Source organism: Undibacterium sp. GW821-FHT11B02 (assembly GCF_058808955.1).
Genome location: NZ_JBXASD010000002.1, coordinates 39,986 through 60,547, shown reverse-complemented (window position 1 = coordinate 60,547; position 20,562 = coordinate 39,986). Strand labels below are relative to the sequence as shown.

The window sequence follows — 20,562 nt, the reverse complement described above, 5'->3', positions numbered from 1 at the left end:
AGCATTTTGTGGCTGTCGTTGTCACGTAACTTATCTTTGTTCATGCCTCATATGCATGTGACAGGAGGATTGGTATGTTCTGCTTTTTTATCGTAAGAGGTGACAGGAGCATTCATGTTTGAATTGTTTCGTTACCAACACCGTGAAACCGTCAGCGAAACCAAGGGTCCCAATCGCTGGGACTGGGCCTTGTTACCGCTGGTACTTGCTCTTTTGGGTATTTTTGCTTTTGCGGCGATGCAAATGAGCCGTCCTTTTGCTGTCGGCGAAGCCTTGCAAATTTACCTGGACCCGGCATATCTGCCTTATTACTTATTGCGTACCATCTTGCGCATGTTTACGGCACTGGCTTTTTCCTTATTGTTCAGTCTGGTATTTGCGGCAATTGCGGCTAAATATGCAGCCGCTGAAAAAGTCATGATACCGGCGCTGGATATTTTGCAGTCGGTACCTATTCTTGGTTTTCAAGCGATTGCGATTGCCCCTTTTATTGCCTTGTTCCCGGGTAATTTGCTGGGTGTGGAATGCGCAGCAATTTTTGCGATTTTTACTTCGCAAGCCTGGAATATGGCATTTAGCCTGTACCAGTCAATACGCAATGTGCCTGCCGAGTTGCAGGAAGCTGCCATGATCTTCAGATTATCCGGCTGGCAGCGCTTCTGGCGTCTGGAACTGCCGTTTGCCATGCCGGGGCTGTTGTGGAACATGATGATGTCAATGTCTGGCGGCTGGTTTTTCCTGGTGGCGGCAGAAGCCATTTCGGTAGCTGGTCAGGATATCAAACTGCCTGGTATAGGTTCTTATATCGCCGTGGCGATTGAAGCCAGAAACGGCACCGCCATCGCTTGGGCAATTGCATCCATGCTGATTGGCATCTTGCTGTATGACCAATTGTTTTTCCGTCCCTTGCTGGCCTGGGCAGACAAATTCCGTTTCGAAGAGTCGCAGGGTGATACAGCGCAACAATCCTGGCTGCTGGATTGGATGCGCAACAGTTTCTGGTTTCGTGAATGGGCTGCAAAATTTCAGGCGTTTCTGGGGCGTGGCCTGGCATGGTTCAGTGTCCACAATGATGGCACTTCGGAACAGGTACGCAAGCGGGCATTGCATCCTGCATGGTCCCGGGTATGGGATGTCTTTCTGATCTTGATCTCAGTGTTTGCGTTGTACAGCCTGCTGCGCTTCATTCATAGCAATGTGGGCTGGGCTGAAGTGCTGCACGTCATGGGCCTGGGTATGATCACCCTGGTGCGCGTCATGTTGTTGATTGGCCTGGCATCGCTGGTCTGGGTGCCGATCGCAGTGTGGATAGGCTTGCGCCCCCAGTATTCGCAAAAAGTGCAGGCTATGGCACAGTTTTTGGCAGCCTTCCCGGTCAATCTGATGTTTCCGTTAGTAGTGTTTGCCATGGTGACCTTTCACCTGACACCGAATATCTGGCTTAGTCCGCTGATGGTGTTTGGTACCCAGTGGTACATCCTGTTCAACGTAGTGGCAGGGGCTGCAACCATACCAAATGAGTTGCGCCTGGCGGCTGATAACCTGGGTTTGAAAGGCTGGTTGAAATGGAAACGGGTATATTTGCCCGCCATTTTCCCCAGCTATATTACCGGGGCGATTACCGCCAGTGGCGGCTCGTGGAATGCCAGTATCGTGGCCGAATATGTGACCTGGGGTAAAACCACGCTGGTTGCTGATGGCCTGGGCAGCTATATCAAGCAAATGACGGAAACTGGTGATTTTCACCGTATCGCCCTGGGTATAGGAGTGATGTGCGTATTCGTCATGTTATTGAATCGTTTTTTCTGGCGCAAACTGTATTTGCTGGCAGAAGATCATCTACGTTAAGCCCTGTGCTGAGGAATTCAAGATGAATCAAAACTTATTACTGGACCTGAACCAGGTCGCCAAATCATTCAAGGCCGCTGATGGCAAATCCCGTCTTATTCTCGACAAGGTTGATTTTCAATTGAAGGAAGGCGAGATCGTTGCGCTGCTGGGTAAATCCGGCTCTGGCAAGTCGACTTTGCTGCGTATCATGGCAGGCTTGATTTCTGCGGATGCAGGCAAGGTAGCTTACCGTGATAAATCCATTTTCGGACCGGTTGCCGGTATTGCGATGGTGTTTCAGTCGTTTGCCCTGTTCCCCTGGCTGACAGTGCAGCAAAACGTGGAACTGGGGCTGGAAGCCCAGGGTGTCCCGGCTGCAGAACGTGAAGCCAGGGCCGATGCCGTACTGGAATTGATAGGCCTGGCAGGCTTTGGCGGTGCCTTGCCGCGTGAATTGTCGGGCGGCATGAAACAACGTGTCGGTATTGCGCGGGCATTGGTAACCAACCCCGATGTATTGTTGATGGATGAAGCCTTTTCTGCACTCGATGTGCTGACTGGTGAAACCCTGCGCAATGACATGCTGGATTTATGGGAAGAGGACCGCATTTCCACCAAGGGCATCCTCATCGTATCGCACAATATCGAAGAAGCGGTGATGATGGCGGACCGCATCATTATCCTGTCCAGTGATCCTGGTACGGTACGTTGTGAAATCAAGATTGATTTGCCAAGACCGCGCGATGTGGATTCGGTTGAAGTCAGGGCGCTGATTGATGAAGTCTATGGCTTGATGACCATGCGTGCCACTCATGAAGCCACCTCCGAAGCAGCGCATGCGCGGCATCTGGGTTATCGTTTGCCCGAAACCGATGTCAGCCGCATCGAAGGGGTGCTTGACTTGTTGGCCAATGCCCCATTCAATGGTCGTGCCGACTTGCCGCAACTGGGTGAAGAGGCCGAATTGTCGGATGAAGAACTGTTCCCCACCTATGAAGCGCTGAGTTTGCTGGGTTTTGCCGTCCTGGAAAAAGGCGACATCATGCTGACGCCTTTGGGTAAGAAATATGCCGAAGTCGAACAGGCGCAAAAGCAGGAATTGTTTGGTCAGCAGTTGTTGAGTCATGTGCCACTGGCTGCCCACATACGACGTAAGCTGGAAGTTGAAACCAGTGGCAGCTTGTCCGAACAGCCGCTGATTGATTTGCTGGAAGAATTCCTCAAAGCCGATGAAGCGAAGCGGGTCCTGGAAGTCGCGATTGAATGGGGCCGCTATGGCGAAGTCTATGAGTATGATTATCATACTGGCCGTCTGACCTTACCGGAAACGAATGACGAATAAGCGTACTTTTGGTATCGGTCCTCGAAAGGTATGAACTTACCGGGCGACGTACCTGCACTGGTGCATGATTCTTACCTGCTGAGGACGACACTTTCCGTGATCCTGTTCGGGCTAGTCGTGCTGCCAGTCGAAACGCGTGCCGAAGATCCAGCAAGCCCGACGGTGACTGTGACAGGCAAGAAAGAGTCCGTCGTCAAAAAGATCGACAAGACTGTCTATGACGTTTCCAACATGTCGAGAGCAGCAAACGGTACCGCCCAGGACGTATTGCAAGCTACACCTGAAGTATCGGTGACAGCCGACGGGCAAATCTCGGTCAAGGGAAATACCCAGGTTACGGTCCTGATAGACGGCAAGCCGACGGCGATGCTGTCCGGTGATGAGCGGGTGGTGGCGCTACAGACCATGAGTGGTGCTGACATTGCCAGTATCGAAGTCATCACCAATCCGTCCGCCGCCTATCAAGCCAATGGCGGTGCGATCCTGAATATCGTGTTGAAGCGAAACCGCAAGCCCGGCGCACACGCGCAGATACAGGGAAGTGTCGCGGACCAGGGACTCTGGAATGTCGGTATGTCAGGCGACGTGACCGGAAAAGATATCAGTGTGCATGGCAACCTGGCGTTCCGTCATGATGGCACGCTGAAATTCCGTCAGTCAGCAGTTGAGTGGAATAATTTTCTCAGTGGCCAAGGCGGGCAAACCATACAGACTTCTGAGGTGTTCGTCCGACGCATTGTCGAAAGTGCGGCCTTGGGTGTCGATTATGTGCTAAGTGACACGGATAGTCTTAGCCTGTCGGCTCGATACAATAATCGCCATTCGCGTCCGCTGTTCGACGTACTCAACGAGAGCCGTGCAGGAGCTGCCGAGACCATCTATCACCGTATCTCCTACGGCCCCAACCAGCAGTCTGACGACAGTGCCGGCTTGAGTTACAGTCATCAGGACAATGGGGCAGCGCTGAAGGCAATGTTCCAGCACAGTGATACGGTCGGTCTGATCGACAAATCTTATAGCGACGTGTTCGTCGAACCGGTGCGCGACACCAGCTACAGTCATGGTGCTACGAGGTCAGCGCGCCACCTCAGTCAGGCCTCCGTCGACTGGAGCCGCTCATCGGAACATGGTCAGTGGGGCATGGGCCTGGATATTCAGGACAAGCTTGACGACATTTACAATTATCAGGCGTCCGTCGATCCTGCAACAGGTACCGAAATACCTAATCCTGATACGACCAACGGCTACGCCGTGAAGACGACGCTGACTGCCGCCTATCTGACCGATAAGATCACGCACGAAAAATGGGAAGTACTGTTGGGCGGAAGGGCCGAGCGCATGGCGCTTCGGGTGAGTCCGGCAAAGGGTGTCATGCAGACAGGACATTGGCAGGCATTCAATCCCAGCGTTCACCTTAAGTATGCTGCCAGCGACCAGGCTGATCTGACGTTCAGCTTTCGCCGCAGTCTGCAAAGGCCCGATCCGCGCGACCTTAATCCGTACACCACCTATGTCGATGCGCAAAATCTGAGCCGTGGTAATCCCGGCCTCCAACCGCAGATACTGAACTCATGGGAGCTTGGCACCAATGTGGACGTGCAGCATCTGAGCAGCAGTCTTAGTGTCTTCTACCGTACCAGCCGCGATACGGTGACCGATGCACGCAGTTTTGATGCCGACAACGTGCTTGTTACCTCGAAACAGAATGGTGGTCAGGCTCGCTCAGCTGGTGTAACAAGCTCTTTCGATTGGACGTCTGATGCAAAGCTGCGTCTGGGCATAGACGCCAGCGTCTATCGTGTAATGCTGTATACGCCCGATCTCTATAGCCTGGTGCGCCAGGATGGTATCTCGGGCTATGTGAATCTCCGGGCTGCTTACAGCTTTGGACACAGCGATGTGTCGCTCGATGCCCATTGCCAGTCAGCGGGAATAACACCACTCGGCCAATATGGGCCAACCAGCAGTGTCAACCTGACCTGGAAGCACCAACTAACCAAGACGCTAAGTTTGACGCTCAATGCCAACGATGTTTTCGATGGCAGCAAGCGCACTTACCGGACGGACACGAGCACATTCCGTCAGACTGGATTTGATCATTTCGTCGCACGGCGCATCTATGTAGGCTTTGTAAAAAAGATTGAGTGACGCGAAGGATTGAACATGCCTCGAAGATGGCACACCACATATCACACTGTATATACAACGTAGATCAGGAACCGTGTACCTTTACCTGACTTAACAAAAATCTCTGCTGCCTACTGTCAATTGTCCCAGCAGATGTGCCGCCGATTGCGGGTGCAATTAGCCTGACGAACATGAAGATCAAGGTTCCCCATGGTGAAGATTTTGGTGAAACTTAAGGATGATTTTGCATTTGAATCTTCAATAAAGCCTTTGATTTGAAACTCTGGAAATATGTCCTGGCGCATACTAATCGACACTCAGCTAGTCATATTGCGTTGATATTCATCACATTGAGCTTTGCTTCATCGCGCAGCCACGTAATGAAGTGTTGTAGATCCTCGCGTTTTTCGGCATCCGGCGTAGATAAAATAAAATAAGCCCCCGAGACAATCGCTTTTTCGCCAAAAGGTGCAATCAAACTTCCTTGTTGTATCAATTGCCCAACTAGCGGACTGCGCCCCAGTGCAATACCTTGCCCGCTGATCGCCGCCTGAATCATTTGATCGTATTGATTGAAGTGCAAAACACCCTGTGGTTTGAGATTGGCAACTCCCATCATTTCCATCCAGTTGGCCCAGCTAAACCAGGGCCAGCGTCCGCTGACATCTTCATAGTGTAACAACACATGGTGACGCAAGTCTTCCGGCTTTGCCAATGGCCGTTTGGGATCGTTGCACAAGGAATGGCTACATACGACAAAAACCTCTTCGCCGAATAATTTCTGCGCCCCCGCCTGCGCCATATTCGGGCGCATATAGCGAATGGCGAGATCGAGACGCTCCCGTTTGAGGTCCTGGACTTCGAATGTCGCCGAAACACGCACATCGATTCCCGGATGGCGAGCGCGAAAGTTGCCTAGCCGGGGAATCAGCCACAACGTAGCGAAAGATACGGTAGTCGAAATTCCGAGAATTCTAGGTTCGCGGACGGCATGTATTTTTTCCAGCGAATCGCCCAGTTGTGCCAAGATATCGGCAGTACTCCGATACAGAATTTGCCCGGCGTCGGTGAGAAACAAGGCCCGGTGCCTTCGTTGGAACAGTTCCTGTCCAAGATGCTCTTCCAGCGCCTTCACTTGCCGGCTTACTGCCGACTGCGTTACGCACAATTCTTCCGCCGCAAGCGTAAAACTCAAATGTCGCGCCGCTGCTTCAAAACCGCGCAACAAATCCAGGGAAGGAAGTTTATGAAGTTGTTTATTCATTCTGAAAATGCATGCATTGACTGCTGAAATGTCGTTTGTCACCACCTTCAGTCTACCGCAAAATGCCTGCATTGCCAGCAATAATTAGGCTTTAAGCAAGTAATCAAACCCATACATGCATCTATTTTATGCATGCAAAAAGGAGGAAAACATGAAATCACGTGACAGCGTAAGTTTATTGCTGGTAGGCGCATTATTCGGTGGCTCGTTTCTATTCATGCGGACAGCAGTACCCGCATTCGGTCCAATACCGCTGATAGAAATGCGTGTCGTCATCGCTACCTTATTCCTGTTACCCATCCTGTGGACGAGAGGAATCTTGGCGGCCCTCAAAACTCATGCAGGCCCACTACTGCTGGTCAGCCTCATCAACGCCTCCATACCGTTTCCCTTGCTGGCGTACGCATTAATGTCACTAAGCGCAGGAACAGGATCGATCATGAATGCGACAACACCATTATTTGGCTCCTTGATTGCCTGTTTCTGGCTGGGTGAAAAATTAAGCTGGACGCGGATACTGGGGTTGCTTGTCAGTTTGATTGGCGTAGTTGTTCTGGTATGGCAAAAGGGATTTGGTGGCCATGCGGATGCCATCGCTGCTGCTGTGGGCGCAGCACTGTCATTCGGCATGGGGGCTAATTACTCCAAAAAACACCTTGCTGGTATCGACCCGATTGCGATCGCTACCGGTTGCCAGTTGGGTGCGGCTCTCACGTTGTTGCCATTCGCAATCTGGATGTGGCCTGGCAAGTTGCCAGGTTTACATGCCTGGTTAAGCGTTGGAGTGCTTGGTGTTGCCAGCACGGGCATTGCCTTCGCCCTGCTGTTTCAATTGATCAGCCGGATTGGCCCCTCCAAGGCCATGACAGTGACGTTTTTGGCGCCGGTATTCGGCGTGTTATGGGGCGCAGCATTTTTGCACGAAATCATCGGTGTCAATATGCTGATCGGCGGATGTCTGGTATTGCTTGGGACAGGAGTTGCGACCGGATTTATCACGTTCACTCGAACCCAATCATCAAAAAGCGAAGGACTGTTACCTTGTAGATGATTCGCAAAGCAATCCATCCTTTCACGGTCACAAATTGCGCTTTGATTGCCGTGGAAAAAAAGATCGATAAGACTTTCAACAAAAATCTCTGCTACCTACTGTCAATTGTCCCAGCAGATGTGACATATCCACCAGACGTTTGGCGACCAGGTGGCGGACTTCGGCTTCGCATTGCCAGATACCATAGACACCCAGCAATTGGGCGTTCAAGACTTCGCGTCTTTGCTTTTCTACCAGTGACGGCCAGATGATGACATTCACCGGCCCGGTTTCATCTTCTATGGTGATGAACAGTACCCCTTTGGCCGTGCCGGGCCGCTGCCTGACTGTCACCAAGCCGCAACCACGGGCAAATTGCCCTTGCTGGAAGGTATTGAGCATTTCGGCCGGCAGGAAGCGTTTTTCCAGTAACTGCGGGCGTAACAGGGCGACGGGATGGCGTTGCAGGCTCAGGCCCATGGCATGGTAGTCGCTACGGATTTCCTGTGCTTCTGTCGGTGCTTTTAGCACAGGTGTCTGTTCCTGTATGCTGGTCGGGCGCAGCAAATCCCGGTCTGGCAGGGCACCGACGGCTTCCCACAAGGCCTGGCGGCGATGGCCACTCAGGGAAATCAGTGCATTGCCCGCGGCCAGTACATGCAGGTCATGACGGTTCAATCCAGCCCGTCTGGCAAGATCCTGTATGTCGGTAAAAGCCTGTTCCTGACGGGCTTGCTGTATGCGCAGGGCAGTGCTTTCAGACATGCCCTGCAGCAGGGAAAAACCCAGGCGAACAGCAGGCTGCGGGGTACTGGTGTAACGATTGTTTGTGGGCTCTTCCAGCGAAGAATCCCAGTTGCTGTACATGATATCCGCCGCTTTGACTTTGACATCATGGCGGCGTGCATCCTGTATCAATTGTGATGGGGAATAAAAGCCCATGGGTTGTGAATTCAGCAGTGAGCACAGAAAGATGGCTGGTTCGTGACATTTGATCCAACTGCTGATATAGGCCAGTATGGCAAAACTGGATGAATGGCTTTCAGGAAAACCATATTCGCCAAACCCTTTCATCTGTTCAAAAATGGCTTCGGCAAAGGCTTTGTCGTACTTGTTTTTGACCATGGTGTTGACGATTCTGTCGTGATAGCCTTCCAGTCCGCCTTTGCGCTTCCATGCAGCCATGGCACGTCGCAGGCCGTCGGCTTCACCGGCAGTAAAATCGGCGGCCAACATGGCAATCTGCATCACCTGTTCCTGAAAAATCGGTACCCCCAGGGTTCTGCTCAGGGCGGCACGCATGGCCGGGTTTTTGTGTTCTTCTATGGCTTCCTTGCCCTGGCGACGGCGCAGATAAGGGTGCACCATGCCACCCTGTATTGGTCCGGGCCGTACTATCGCCACCTGTACCACCAGGTCATAAAATTTGCGTGGCCGCAGGCGTGGCAGCATGCTCATCTGTGCCCGCGATTCAATCTGGAATACACCTATGGTATCTGCCTTGCAGATCATGTCATAGGTAACGGAGTCTTCTCTGGGAATGTCTTGCATGCTGGCTGGTTTGCCTGGGAAACTGGCCATCATGTCCAGTGCCCGCTTCAGGGCTGACAGCATGCCCAGCGCCAGAACATCCACCTTCATCAAACCTAATGATTCCAGGTCATCCTTGTCCCACTGGATGACGCTGCGGTTTTCCATGGCGGCATTTTCTATCGGCACCAGGCGCGACAGTTTGCCACGGGTAATCACAAAGCCACCGCTGTGCTGTGACAGGTGACGCGGAAAGCCCAATAACTGCGTCGCCAGCGTGGCCCACTGTTGTGCCAGCACGGACTGGACATCCAGCCCGCATTCTGCAAAGCGATTCAATAATTCCTGCTTGCTGTCAAACCAGCGATGCGACTTGGCCACGGCATCGACAATATCCAGATCAACTCCCAGCGCTTTTCCTACTTCACGCAAGGCGCCGCGGGGCCGGTAAGTATGGACTGCGGCTGCCAGTGCGGCGCGATTTCTGCCATATTTGGCATAGATGTATTGCATGACTTCTTCGCGGCGCTGGTGCTCGAAATCGACATCGATATCGGGCGGCTCATTTCTTTCTTTGGAAATAAAACGACCAAACAGCAGGGTATGTGTTTCCGGATTGACTTCGGTGATGTGCAGGCAGTAGCAGACCACGGAATTGGCGGCAGAGCCACGCCCCTGACAGAGGATTTTTCTATCTCTTGCGAAATTGACGATGTCATACACGGTCAGGAAGTACGCTTCATACGCCAGGTCATTGATCAGGTGTAATTCAGTTTCTATCTGGTCTGCCAGCCCTGATGGCAAGCCTTGCGGGTAACGCAGTTGTGCACCCTTGTACACTGCCACGCGAAGATAGGTAGCGGGTGTATGCCCTTTAGGAATCAGTTCTTCCGGATATTCATAACGCAATTCACTCAGCGAGAAATGACAGGCATTGGCAATGTTGATGGTTTCGGCCAGCGCCTGTCGCGGGTAGATGTTCGCCAGCCGCAAGCGGGACCGCAAATGCTGTTCTGCATTCAGCGCCAGGGCGTAACCACATTCTGCTACTGGCTTTCCTATGCGTATGGCTGTCATGGTGTCTTGCAAGGGTTTGCGTGAACGCACATGCATACAGACCTGACCAATTGCCACTACAGGCAGTTTTAGTTGATCGGCGGCCAGGTACACTTGTTCCTGCTGATAGGAATCGGCCATTTGCGTCAGCAGATTCAAGCCTATCCAGGCACGTCCGGGAAAGGTGCGTGCCAGCCAGTTGGCTTGGCTGGCCAGGGTAACAGGTTCTGCCGGATAGGCGGGTACCAATATCAGCAGACAATCCGGTAGTGATGCCAGATGGCGCAATGTTTCGGGTGGTGTAGAGAAATCCTGTCTGGTCAGCAGGTAATGGCCTTTGCTACTGCGGCCACGTGCCAGCGTGATCAATTCACATAAATTGCCATAACCTTCACGGTTTTTCGCCAGGGCGATCAGATGCAGCCCGGTCTTTGCTGCCTGCACTTCATCTGTTTGTCCTTCGTTCTGTTCATCGCTGAGTATGAAATGGCTGCCTATGATCAGGGGGAAGCCACTTTTCTTTGCTTCAGTATGCGCGCGGGCTACGCCAGCCAGTGAACATTCATCGGTAATGGCCAGTGCCTGGTAATCCAGACTGATGGCACGTGCCACCAATTCTTCACCATGTGATGCCCCTTGCAAAAAACTGAAATTCGTCATGCAGAATAATTCGGCATAGGCAGGGAGTAAGCTGCTGGTTATCATGGCCATTACCCAAATACGCCATGTAAAAACCAGACTGACTTGTCACTGTCCGGGTCCATGGCGCGTTCACGATAAATCCAGTAACGCACGGCTTTAGCATCTATGGCGACAAAATAATCACGTGCCTGTATCTGTTCATGCCACCAGCCTGCTTCTATCCGTTCTGCTGGTGAAATCAGTGTCAGTTCTGATTCGTAATAAGGGCGGTGATTGCGAATTTCCAGCGGCAAAGCTTTGGGGAGCAACCAGTCCGGGCGCAAATTGGCTGCTGTACCTATGTTGGTAACCGTGCTGATAACTGGTGCCGTATTGGCAGTGGTTTTTTTCGTGGCCGGTTTCATCACCGACACCCAGGCATTGGCCACATCTGGTCTGTGGTCGGCTTGTGGCTGGGCTCTTAATACGGCATTTTCACCCAGACGGGCAACCAGTAATTCCAGCAATCGCTGATGATCTTCTGCCTTGCCACCGGGTTCGGGAAACAGAGTTTCACTCTGCAGTTCGCGTGGGGTAGTCTGTTTGACCTCCAGCACGATGGCGATGACGGCACTGTGCAGTTTTAACTGTGTCAGTCTTTCTTTGAACAGGCTGAGCAAATGTGATTCTTGCCAGCAGGCTTGTCCCAGCTTCAGATCAAACAGGGTAGGGGGAATGGCCTGGCGCCCCCGTTCATGCAATAACTCCAGATGGATATGACTGACTGCCAGGTGCTGTACCGTCAGCCAGCCCAGCAACTGGGTCAGCAGGCTGCGGGCATACATCAGCAGGGCATCCGCCTGCTCGATACGGTCGGGCAATTCCACCTTGGCCTTGAATTCGGGCGGTGCGACATGCCATTGATGCAGTTCAGTTTGTTCGCCGTAGGCAGCATCGAGTTCATGCAGGATGGCTTTGCCACAGCGCCTTTGCAGGCCAGGTCGCGGTAGTTGCCGCAAATCTTGCAGACTGTGGCAGGCTATGCCCTGTAATAATTCCAGCGAATCCTGTGCTGCTGCCAGCAGGCCAACGGGCAATCGGTCCAGATGTTGGGCTAGCTTTTTACTGCCCAGCACATGCTTGCCCACGCGCTTTTTCTGTGCAGCCAGCCTGGCAAAAAGCCATGCGGCCCTGGCCACAGGGGCTATGCCTGTGTTTGCCGTCAGGCCCAGGGCCTGCATGGTGACCTGAATACGCTTGCGCAAGGCGCGGATGCCGCCAAACAAACTCAGGCTGGCGCTGATATCGATGAGAATGCTATCGTCTTCTGCCAATGTCACCTGGGGCGAGTACTGTAGTAAAGCGGTGGCACTGGCCAGCAAATCTAGTTGCTCTTGCTGGATGTCACGCTGAAAGCAGCGAATATCAGGCAACAACATCTGTGCACCACCCGTGCGCATGCCCGGGTAGACACCAGCCTGCCGGGCTGACTTCGAGACTGCACTGACCCGACCCTGCTGAAGCACTGCACTGGGCATGGTTTCTTCGACTCCAGGCCAGTGTTTCACAAACACTTCAAGCTGGAGCATGGGCAGGTGTACGGCGAGCCAAAGTGGCGGACGTTGCGCCAGCGTGCCTGTCTGCCGTAATGTTTTCTTTGTTAGTATGGGCATGTGAGTACAAATAATGATGGGCTGCTATACGCAGAGTCAGCGGGCGATCACGCAAACCACCACGGCGCTTGATCATTGCCAGTTCCAGCCCGCCGACGACAGGCCGCAGACTTAGTCGCAATGGCGCCGGTGAGGGCAGCGGTGCCATTTGCATGCTGCGCATCAGGCAAAAAAAGGTATCTGAACTTTGGGCCGCCAGATGCAGGCGACGCAGTGTTTCACTGCGTACCTGCGATTGCCAGAACAGCAGGGCACCGCAACTGCCGTTGCGTAACACCTGTTCAGCTGCCCAGAATGCATTGGACTGCTTGTTGCAAGTGATCCAGATCAACTGCGAGGTTTCTAAATGGGCGCAGGACAATGCCAGTGCCTGCGGTGTATAAGGCGGTGTCAGCAAGACAATGGGGCGACCCTGCAATTGATTCAGCGCCGGTTTTAATAGCGTCAGTTCAGCAATGCCGGCAGTGGGCAATAGAATTTCCGTTAACTGCCCCAAAGGCCAGCCACCACCGGGTAATTCAAGGCGCAATTCAGGAAAACCGGTATCCAGATAAGCACCATGACCACGCGCCAACTGTGAGGCACGCCACAATGCGGGATGTATACCTTCGGCGACAAGTGGGGAAAGACTGGGCATGGTAGATTATACTGTATAAATATACAGTATATGTAATTCTGCCTGAAAGTTCAAACACAAACTCGCCGCTTATTTGGGACTGTTGCAGCTTTATCGTCGACTTGCTGCCTTATAAGTTTCTGCTGATACCCGTCAAAGTAGTGTCTTGACGATAAGCCCAATGACTGCACATGCACCTATGACATGTATTACATTCCGTTTGAAACGCAGCAAGGCAATGGCGGCAGCGATGGCGATCAGGGCAGATATCCAGTCCAGCGTGCCGGTAAATCCCTGGGGCCAGATCACGTGATAAGCAAAAAACAAGGCCAGATTCAAAATCACACCTACCACGGCAGCTGTAATTGCCGTCAGAGGGGCTGTGAAATTGATATCGCCATGAGTGGTTTCCACCAGCGGCCCACCAGCCAGGATGAACAGGAACGAGGGCAGGAAGGTAAACCAGGTTACCAGCGCGGCAGCGACTGCACCAGCCAGGAATAGCGAGTCTGGGCCGAATACGGCTTTCACATAGCCACCGACAAAACCCACAAAGGCCACCACCATGATCAGTGGACCGGGTGTGGTTTCACCCAGTGCCAGGCCATCTATCATCTGGGTCGGCGTCAGCCAGCCATAACCAGTGACGGCACCCTGATAGACATAAGGCAGTACTGCATAGGCACCGCCAAACGTCAACAAGGCTGCCTTGGTAAAAAACCAGCCCATTTGCGTCAGTGTATGGTTCCATCCATAGTTTGCTGTCAGCAAGCCCATGGGAATGGCCCACAATGCCATGCCTGTGATCAGTACCCAGAATAACCGGCCCCAGCTAAACCGCGCATGCGCGGGTGTGGGCGTGTCATCATCAATCAGCGCCGGACCATAGGAGGTGTTGGCATTGCCGTGGCCACCGCCGGTCTTGAAATGTTCCGGTGCCAGCTTGCCACCTATATAACCAGTCAATGCCGCCAGCATAATGATGACTGGGAAAGGGATATCCAGAGCAAAAATTGCCATGAAAGAAGCGGCGGCAATACCCCATAAGTAATTGTTTTTAAGCGCACGAGAACCTATGCGGTGTGCGGCTTGTACCACAATCGCTGTGATTGCCGGTTTGATGCCATAGAACAGACCTGCTACCAGGCTCAGATCGCCATAGGCGATATAGAGCCATGACAGAGCAATCAGTATCAGCAGGGAGGGCAGCACAAATAATGCGCCAGCAACAATGCCACCACGGGTTTTATGCATCAGCCAGCCTATATAGGTAGCAAGCTGCTGCGCTTCTGGCCCAGGCAGGACCATACAGTAATTAAGCGCATGCAAAAAGCGCCGTTCTGAAATCCAGCGGCGGTTTTCCACCAGTTCCTGATGCATGATGGCAATTTGCCCGGCAGGGCCGCCAAAGCTGATGAAACCCAGTTTTAACCAAAAAACTAAGGCTTTCCCAAAACTGATTGAGGTTGGTGGTGTGACTTGCTCCAGAGAAGGCGCGCTGGATTGTGTCATAGGAGGTAGCGTCATTCTTTATATTTTTGCTTGTCTATAGATGAGGTCAGAAAACGACATTAAAATAAATACTGATTGCATATACAGTATTTTATGTTAAAGTTCGTTCATGGACGAACAACGCTGCGTAATGATCTGCTTACTGTCCTTCTATCATTCGTAACCGACATGGAGATTAACTATTATGGCAAACCTTGAACAGTCTTTTGACACACGTTTTAGTCTGCAATTTGCACCGACTTCCTTTTTGATGCGTCTGGGCCGTCGTGAAATATTTGTCTGCCGGGATTTTCGTCAGCGTTCTTACTATGTTAACCCCATGATGGATTGCAGCACCGGCGTGCAGGCAGGCCATCTGGAAATTCTGTTGTTCCGCAAATGGCTGGTGATACTGTCAAGAGCACATTGGTAATCGCATCAACTTATATCCAGCGCTATGGCACAATTTTACTGAAAATGAATGTCAATATGATGTCAATCACAAGCGTTTACTGCCTGTGAACAAAGCCGGGGTTTTCTGCAGCATCCAGAATGTGCTTTGTTTGATGCGCGCTGATTTGTAGCCGTACTTTCAGCCCTGCAAAAAAGGCCCCGGCCCGGGCCAGGCAAGATCGGTGATGGGGGCGACCAAAGCTTCCTGACATCCTTGACCTGCACTCCACGACAGGTAGCGACTGCAACGCTGGGTATCTTCCAAAGTATGAATGTAGCTGACTTTTCCCCACTGCATACGCATGAACTGCATCACGATATTCTGGTAAGGCCCATTCGGTTGGTGGGGAACGATAAAGTCCAGCACCACATGAATGCGGGTATTCCATGGCGGGCCAAGGACGGCAACTTCTCTTACTTCAAAGCGCAAGCCAGGAAACAGACGGTACAGACGTTCCCACCACAGCCGCATCGTGGCTGGCGAGTTTCGCAGGCCGGAAATGGGGGAGTCTCCTTCAAATCGATAAACAAAATTGTCTGCGAGGCCATCAATCATGGGTGTTACATCACCGGCGCTGATAGCGGCAAAGATCTTGCGCAGTTTTCTTTCTACAATATAGGCATACATGGCAAACTTTCACTGGCATAATGCAAGTAATGTAAACAATTAACTTGCTTCAAGCAAGCTAAATTATGGAAAGAAGTTCTTTTGCCGATTTTTCTTGCTCCATTGCACGTAGTCTGGAAGTTATAGGCGAGTGGTGGACATTATTGATTTTGCGCGATCTGTTTCTTGGATTCGAGCGTTTTGATGAAATCCAGCGCAATCTTGGCGTTGCATCCAATGTGTTAACTGCCCGCCTGAAGCACTTGCTGAAGCAGGGGATAGTTGAACGTCAGACGGATGTTAACGATAAACGGGTCTGGCGTTATACGCTGACACCTCAGGGTCGTGATTTATATCCGGTATTGCTGGCTTTGACTGCCTGGGGAGACAAATGGCGTACTCCCAAAGGGCAACAACCTTTGCTGATACGGCATAAGACGTGCACACATCTCACCAGTGTCATACCTGCCTGTGCCGTATGTGGAGAGGTCTTGCATGTTGATGATTTGCGGTTTGAACCCGGACCAGGTGGTCGCGAAAGTGCTGGTGCAGCGCTGATAGGGCAGGTTATAGGTCGACAAAAATAAGGCCGATATCGGCTTGGTCAAAATAAACGTCAGGTTGCTCTGGCCACCTCTGTAGATTGAAAGCAAATACTGTAATTCCTGGCTTGCCATTTTGTTTTATGACAAGCCAGGGCGTACAAGAGCAGGTGCAATAAATCAGCTGATCAATTGGATCATGCCCCTGTCATGGCAGCTGGACAGCCATGCCAGCTTGAGCCCGCCGGTATGAATTCCCCTTTCATGACCAGTGTCAGTGCACCCAGGCTGGCATCGTCTGCCACCACTGCGCTATACAAGACGGAACTGCGTGGCCCCATGTATACGCGCTCACCGATGCTGACATGATCAATTTTCATGACGCGATCTTCAAACAAATGGGTTTGCGGACAGGCCAGGGCATTGATTTCGCTATAGGAACCAATACTGACGCAATCAAATTCGGTAATGTCGGTAGTGTCCATATAAACACCACGTCCGATTTTGCAGCCCAGCATATTGAATACCACTGGCAGCCAGGGTGTGCCACGCAAATACCGCATGAAATTTGGAACAGCTATCCCTTCATACAGATTGGTAATACCTTCTGACAACCAGACAAACGGCGTCCACATGGGAACGCTGCTCTTCTTGTAACGGAAAATAAGCAACCATTTCAGCACCAGAACAAAGACAAAACTGCCTACGCCATATAACAGACCAGCTACCACCAGATAATACAAGACTTCACTCCAGCGGTCGTCACCGGCCAAAGGCATCAAATCCAGAACGATGGTGTAGCCCACGGCAATCACCATGGCATGCGGCGCAATGATGCGGAACGCCTCAATCAAACCACGCCCTATGCGACGGATCGCTGACGGACGGAAGGTCAGGTTTTCCGGGAAGCCTTTGGTTTCTTCACGTGCAGGTAAATGAATTGCTGGCGAACCCAGCCAGGTGTCGCCTTCATGCATTTGCTGATTGGATGGTGCACTGGTATGCACACCGATAAGTACATTTTCCGGCAGTATGGTGCCATCCGGTATATACGCACCATTGCCGACAAAGCTGCGACGTGAAATGACAGTAGGGTGCATGCTCATCCAGCCACCGTCTATTTGCTCATCCCCCAGCAATACTGCATCGGCAATAAAGGTGTCATCCCCCAGCGTCAGCATATCAGGTACCACACCCAGCGCCGTTGAAATCTCGGCACCACGCCCCACTTTGGCACCTAACAGACGGTACCAGAACGGCGCATAAACCGTGGCATACACACCGTGCAAGACATTCAGACTTGATTCCTGTATCTGGTTCACCAGCCACTTGCCACAATAAGTATTGCCGTGTACAGGATAATTACCCTGTTTTAAGGTTGGCAAAATACTCCAGCGTATGCCAGCTGACAATAGTGCCGTGCAAACGATCAGTACCGCTGTCGCCGGGAAGGCCAGCAGGAAATACTTCACCAGTTGAAAAATCACGGAATTGCTTTGCAGAGCAGGGAATAATTCAGAATTATCAAACCAGTCTATGGTTACAAAGCTGGGGAATACCGGCATGAAAAACAATGCGCTGATTAATAAAGAGCCAAACACAAAAAATATCGTTTCACCCGTTAAGCGTAAGGCAGACACCTCTGGTCTGGGTGGGTAGATCTGCGGATCAAACGCACCCACATCCCTTGCCGGCGAACCTTTCCAGATACGCAATGCAGGGATGACCTGGCCGCTGCTCAGGGCAGACTGTCCTTCAAGATGGCCACCAGCTTCAATTTTCACATCGCCTTCCAGTACTGCATAGGAGCCGACATAGGCTTCATTGCCCATGGAAATGTTTCCCAGTAATAGTTCGCCGCGCTGTACGCGGGCATTTTCAAAATTGCTGGCATTGCCAATATTGCAACGATCGCCAATCTGTAAAAGATCAGGTGCACGTAAAGTCATCGAACCTATCACTACGTCGGAACCTATTCTGGCTCCCAGTGCACGCAACCACCATGCATACAGGGATGAACCGCTGAGCATGTATGCCGGTGCTGCCTCCACCAGCCGGTCAGCCAGCCACCAGCGATAATAGGTCCAGCCCCACAGAGGATAACGTCCAGCTTTCAGGCGGCCGGCAATCAGCCATTTGCCAGCAATGGCGACGGCAAATTCGGCCAGGGTCAGTAACAGGAATACACCCACCGACAAGGCCATCGCTCTGGCAATGGAATCGTCAGGATCACCAGTAAAGAAATGGTAGGCAAAAAAGGGTGCCAGCCACTGTACCATACGCATTGCCACCAGCCAGGGTATGGCGATGGCCTGGCCTAGCCCACACAGCCAGCGCTTCCAGTCGGGGGCGTGGGTCCATACCGGTTTACTGGTGCCAGATGTTGCCGCTGTAGTTGCCGCTATGGCCTGGGCTTGACTGGCACTTTCCAGCGCAGCCAGCAGCTTGAAAATGGTGCGATGCTGATAAACATCACTGATTCTGAAATACGCAAATTGTGGATGCTTGCGTAAAATGGAAACCAGCTTGGCTGCCATTAACGAATGGCCACCCAGGTCAGTAAAAAAATCAGAAGAGCGACGAATCGCCTGACCGGGGAACAGACTGGCCAGGGCAGGGAATAAGACTTCTTCCGTCGCTGTTTCGGCAATATCAGAATCATGATTCGCGGCCAGCTTCACCAATTCAATTTTTTTCAGGGTATTGCGGTCAATCTTGCCCGAGGTCAGCCTGGGCATTTCAGGCAAATATTCAAACCGTGTCGGTACCATATACACAGGCAAGGCTTTACCCAAAGTGGCACGCAAATCGGCTGCGTGCCGGGCAAAAGCTTCTGCGTCGGCATCAGCAGGCAATTGATCATTGACAATAAAGGCAACGATCTGGTCTATTTCATCTTCTTTGCGTAGCACCACGGCCACAGCACCAACACCAGCCTGTTTGGCGAGTACGGATTCAATCTCGCCCAGTTCAACCCGGAAACCACGGATTTTTACCTGATCATCCGCCCGCCCCAGGCACTGAACTGTACCGTCTGCGTTAAAACAGGCCAGGTCACCAGTGCGGTACAACCTCTCTTCATGCGGGTGGCTGGCCCAGGGATTGGGCAGAAATTTTTCTGCCGTCAAATCTGGCCGTCCCAGATAACCTATCGCCACACCCGGGCCGGAAATGCAAAGCTCGCCAGTTTCGCCCGCAGGCAGCAGGCGTAAGCCGTTTTCCGCATCGGTCGCAATCACCAACAGGGAATAATTCGGCAAAGGTTTGCCTATATTCACCACCTGGTCTGCTTGCAGTCTGGCCAGGCTGGCAGAGACACTGGCTTCGGTTGGACCATAGGTATTGAACATCTGCCGCCCTGGCTTTGACCAGCGTTTGACCAGTACCTCGGGACACATCTCCCCCCCCAGATTGATCAGGCGCAGACTATCGACTTCATGCGTGAACAGGGCAAGCAGGGTGGGTACTGCATGCAAGACCGTAATATGATTTGCATTCAGCGCCAGTGGCAAAGCATCCGGATCTGCTGTAATTTCTTTGGGGGCCAGCCATAAAGTTGCCCCCACCAGATAACTGATCCAGATTTCTTCAAAAGACATATCAAATGCCAATGAAAAACCCTGATAGACCCGGTCATCATTACGTATACCCAGCACATGATTTTCACTGCGCAGGAAGTGGCAAATACTGCTCTGATTAACCAGTATGCCCTTGGGCTTGCCCGTGGAGCCAGAAGTGTAAATCACATAGGCCGGATCTGTGCCTTTAACCGGGCCGCGTTTCAGCAAGGCTGCTTCAGTCGGTGCCAGCAAATCTTCCGCCAGCCATGTGGTGAAGGTGAGACTGTTCAGAGAATCGGCAAATGCCTGGCAACTGACGATGCCAAAGGCATTGGCATCCTGCAGGCAAACTGCGATACGATCAATTGGCGTGTCAGCATCAAAAGGCAGCCAGGCAGCTCCTGATTTGGCGATTGCGGCTTGCATGATCAGCAAATTGATGCCGCGTGGCAGCCACAACCCGACTATATGTCCCGGGCGTACGCCTGCAGTGATTAAAACAGAAGCAACACGATCAGCATGCTCGTTTAACTGGTGATAACTAAGGCTTTGCTCGCCTGCGATGAGTGCAATCTTGTCGGGAAACGCTGCTGCGCTTGCTTCCAACAGATCTGCCAGCACTTCATCACGTAAAAAATCGGGTCTTTGCTCGCCATATAAAATTTCTGGGTTTGCTATTGTGCTGCTAAACGAATGCATAAAAAATTCAAAAGAGAAAGGTCACTTAATATAGGCTAAATTTTGCGTGTTTACGCCAAATACTTTCTCATGTTGAGAAATCGCAACTAAGATAGGGATTTTAACATTTTGATAAATGAAT

At 51.9% G+C, this 20,562-nt stretch carries 13 protein-coding genes; 6 read left to right on the top strand and 7 right to left on the bottom strand.

The features are described from left to right. Positions 1 to 114: 114 nt before the first annotated feature. Genes AC1RVX_RS03510 through AC1RVX_RS03500 form a run of 3 tightly spaced genes read left to right on the top strand, consistent with a single transcriptional unit; the run spans position 115 to position 5,320 of the window. Positions 115 to 1,848, top strand: a complete 1,734-nt coding sequence (locus tag AC1RVX_RS03510; protein ID WP_493215200.1) for an ABC transporter permease — start codon at positions 115 to 117, stop codon at positions 1,846 to 1,848. A gap of 22 nt (positions 1,849 to 1,870) precedes the next feature. Continuing rightward, the gene (locus AC1RVX_RS03505; RefSeq protein ID WP_493215199.1) at positions 1,871 to 3,172 is read left to right on the top strand and encodes an ABC transporter ATP-binding protein; all 1,302 of its coding nucleotides are present in this window, start codon (positions 1,871 to 1,873) and stop codon (positions 3,170 to 3,172) included. A gap of 30 nt (positions 3,173 to 3,202) precedes the next feature. Then, entirely contained in the window at positions 3,203 to 5,320 is a 2,118-nt protein-coding gene (locus AC1RVX_RS03500) for a TonB-dependent receptor (RefSeq protein WP_493215198.1), read from the top strand. Between the two features lie 304 nt (positions 5,321 to 5,624). On the opposite strand, the gene gcvA is transcribed toward AC1RVX_RS03500, so the two are convergent. After that, the gene (gcvA, locus tag AC1RVX_RS03495; RefSeq protein WP_493215197.1) at positions 5,625 to 6,563 is read right to left on the bottom strand and encodes a transcriptional regulator GcvA; all 939 of its coding nucleotides are present in this window, start codon (positions 6,561 to 6,563) and stop codon (positions 5,625 to 5,627) included. 151 nt (positions 6,564 to 6,714) lie between these two features. On the opposite strand from gcvA, the gene AC1RVX_RS03490 reads away from it, so the two are divergent. Then, a complete protein-coding gene (locus AC1RVX_RS03490) occupies positions 6,715 to 7,614 on the top strand; it encodes a DMT family transporter (protein WP_493215196.1) in 900 nt (299 codons plus the stop codon). A 75-nt stretch (positions 7,615 to 7,689) separates the two neighbouring features. On the opposite strand, the gene AC1RVX_RS03485 is transcribed toward AC1RVX_RS03490, so the two are convergent. From AC1RVX_RS03485 to chrA, 4 genes are all read right to left on the bottom strand, one after another. After that, positions 7,690 to 10,884 carry an error-prone DNA polymerase gene (locus tag AC1RVX_RS03485; protein WP_493215195.1) on the bottom strand — a complete coding sequence of 1,065 codons (3,195 nt, stop codon included), beginning with the start codon at positions 10,882 to 10,884 and terminating at the stop codon, positions 7,690 to 7,692. 5 nt (positions 10,885 to 10,889) lie between these two features. Continuing rightward, a complete protein-coding gene (locus tag AC1RVX_RS03480) occupies positions 10,890 to 12,368 on the bottom strand; it encodes a Y-family DNA polymerase (RefSeq protein WP_493215194.1) in 1,479 nt (492 codons plus the stop codon). Positions 12,369 to 12,375: 7 nt separating this feature from the next. Further along, entirely contained in the window at positions 12,376 to 13,110 is a 735-nt protein-coding gene (imuA, locus tag AC1RVX_RS03475) for a translesion DNA synthesis-associated protein ImuA (RefSeq protein ID WP_493215193.1), read from the bottom strand. A 132-nt stretch (positions 13,111 to 13,242) separates the two neighbouring features. Beyond that, positions 13,243 to 14,616, bottom strand: a complete 1,374-nt coding sequence (gene chrA / locus AC1RVX_RS03470; RefSeq protein WP_493215192.1) for a chromate efflux transporter — start codon at positions 14,614 to 14,616, stop codon at positions 13,243 to 13,245. Positions 14,617 to 14,785: 169 nt separating this feature from the next. Between chrA and AC1RVX_RS03465 the strand changes: the two genes are divergently transcribed. Next, entirely contained in the window at positions 14,786 to 15,013 is a 228-nt protein-coding gene (locus AC1RVX_RS03465) for a hypothetical protein (RefSeq protein WP_493215191.1), read from the top strand. A 159-nt stretch (positions 15,014 to 15,172) separates the two neighbouring features. On the opposite strand, the gene AC1RVX_RS03460 is transcribed toward AC1RVX_RS03465, so the two are convergent. Next, positions 15,173 to 15,661, bottom strand: a complete 489-nt coding sequence (locus AC1RVX_RS03460) for a nuclear transport factor 2 family protein (protein WP_493215190.1) — start codon at positions 15,659 to 15,661, stop codon at positions 15,173 to 15,175. A gap of 65 nt (positions 15,662 to 15,726) precedes the next feature. Between AC1RVX_RS03460 and AC1RVX_RS03455 the strand changes: the two genes are divergently transcribed. Next, the gene (locus AC1RVX_RS03455; protein WP_493215189.1) at positions 15,727 to 16,227 is read left to right on the top strand and encodes a winged helix-turn-helix transcriptional regulator; all 501 of its coding nucleotides are present in this window, start codon (positions 15,727 to 15,729) and stop codon (positions 16,225 to 16,227) included. Between the two features lie 152 nt (positions 16,228 to 16,379). Here AC1RVX_RS03455 and AC1RVX_RS03450 read toward each other — a convergent pair whose 3' ends face one another. Beyond that, the gene (locus AC1RVX_RS03450) at positions 16,380 to 20,441 is read right to left on the bottom strand and encodes a Pls/PosA family non-ribosomal peptide synthetase (RefSeq protein ID WP_493215188.1); all 4,062 of its coding nucleotides are present in this window, start codon (positions 20,439 to 20,441) and stop codon (positions 16,380 to 16,382) included. Between the last annotated feature and the right edge of the window lie 121 nt (positions 20,442 to 20,562).

What these genes read in the sequence shown, in the direction of transcription:
- AC1RVX_RS03510 (WP_493215200.1), top strand. Translation starts at nt 115, where the DNA reads ATGTTTGAATTGTTTCGTTACCAACACCGTGAAACCGTCAGCGAAACC.
- AC1RVX_RS03505 (WP_493215199.1), top strand. Translation starts at nt 1,871, where the DNA reads ATGAATCAAAACTTATTACTGGACCTGAACCAGGTCGCCAAATCATTC.
- AC1RVX_RS03500 (WP_493215198.1), top strand. Translation starts at nt 3,203, where the DNA reads ATGAACTTACCGGGCGACGTACCTGCACTGGTGCATGATTCTTACCTG.
- gcvA (WP_493215197.1), bottom strand. Translation starts at nt 6,563, where the DNA reads ATGAATAAACAACTTCATAAACTTCCTTCCCTGGATTTGTTGCGCGGT.
- AC1RVX_RS03490 (WP_493215196.1), top strand. Translation starts at nt 6,715, where the DNA reads ATGAAATCACGTGACAGCGTAAGTTTATTGCTGGTAGGCGCATTATTC.
- AC1RVX_RS03485 (WP_493215195.1), bottom strand. Translation starts at nt 10,884, where the DNA reads ATGATAACCAGCAGCTTACTCCCTGCCTATGCCGAATTATTCTGCATG.
- imuA (WP_493215193.1), bottom strand. Translation starts at nt 13,110, where the DNA reads ATGCCCAGTCTTTCCCCACTTGTCGCCGAAGGTATACATCCCGCATTG.
- chrA (WP_493215192.1), bottom strand. Translation starts at nt 14,616, where the DNA reads ATGACGCTACCTCCTATGACACAATCCAGCGCGCCTTCTCTGGAGCAA.
- AC1RVX_RS03465 (WP_493215191.1), top strand. Translation starts at nt 14,786, where the DNA reads ATGGCAAACCTTGAACAGTCTTTTGACACACGTTTTAGTCTGCAATTT.
- AC1RVX_RS03460 (WP_493215190.1), bottom strand. Translation starts at nt 15,661, where the DNA reads ATGTATGCCTATATTGTAGAAAGAAAACTGCGCAAGATCTTTGCCGCT.
- AC1RVX_RS03455 (WP_493215189.1), top strand. Translation starts at nt 15,727, where the DNA reads ATGGAAAGAAGTTCTTTTGCCGATTTTTCTTGCTCCATTGCACGTAGT.
- AC1RVX_RS03450 (WP_493215188.1), bottom strand. Translation starts at nt 20,441, where the DNA reads ATGCATTCGTTTAGCAGCACAATAGCAAACCCAGAAATTTTATATGGC.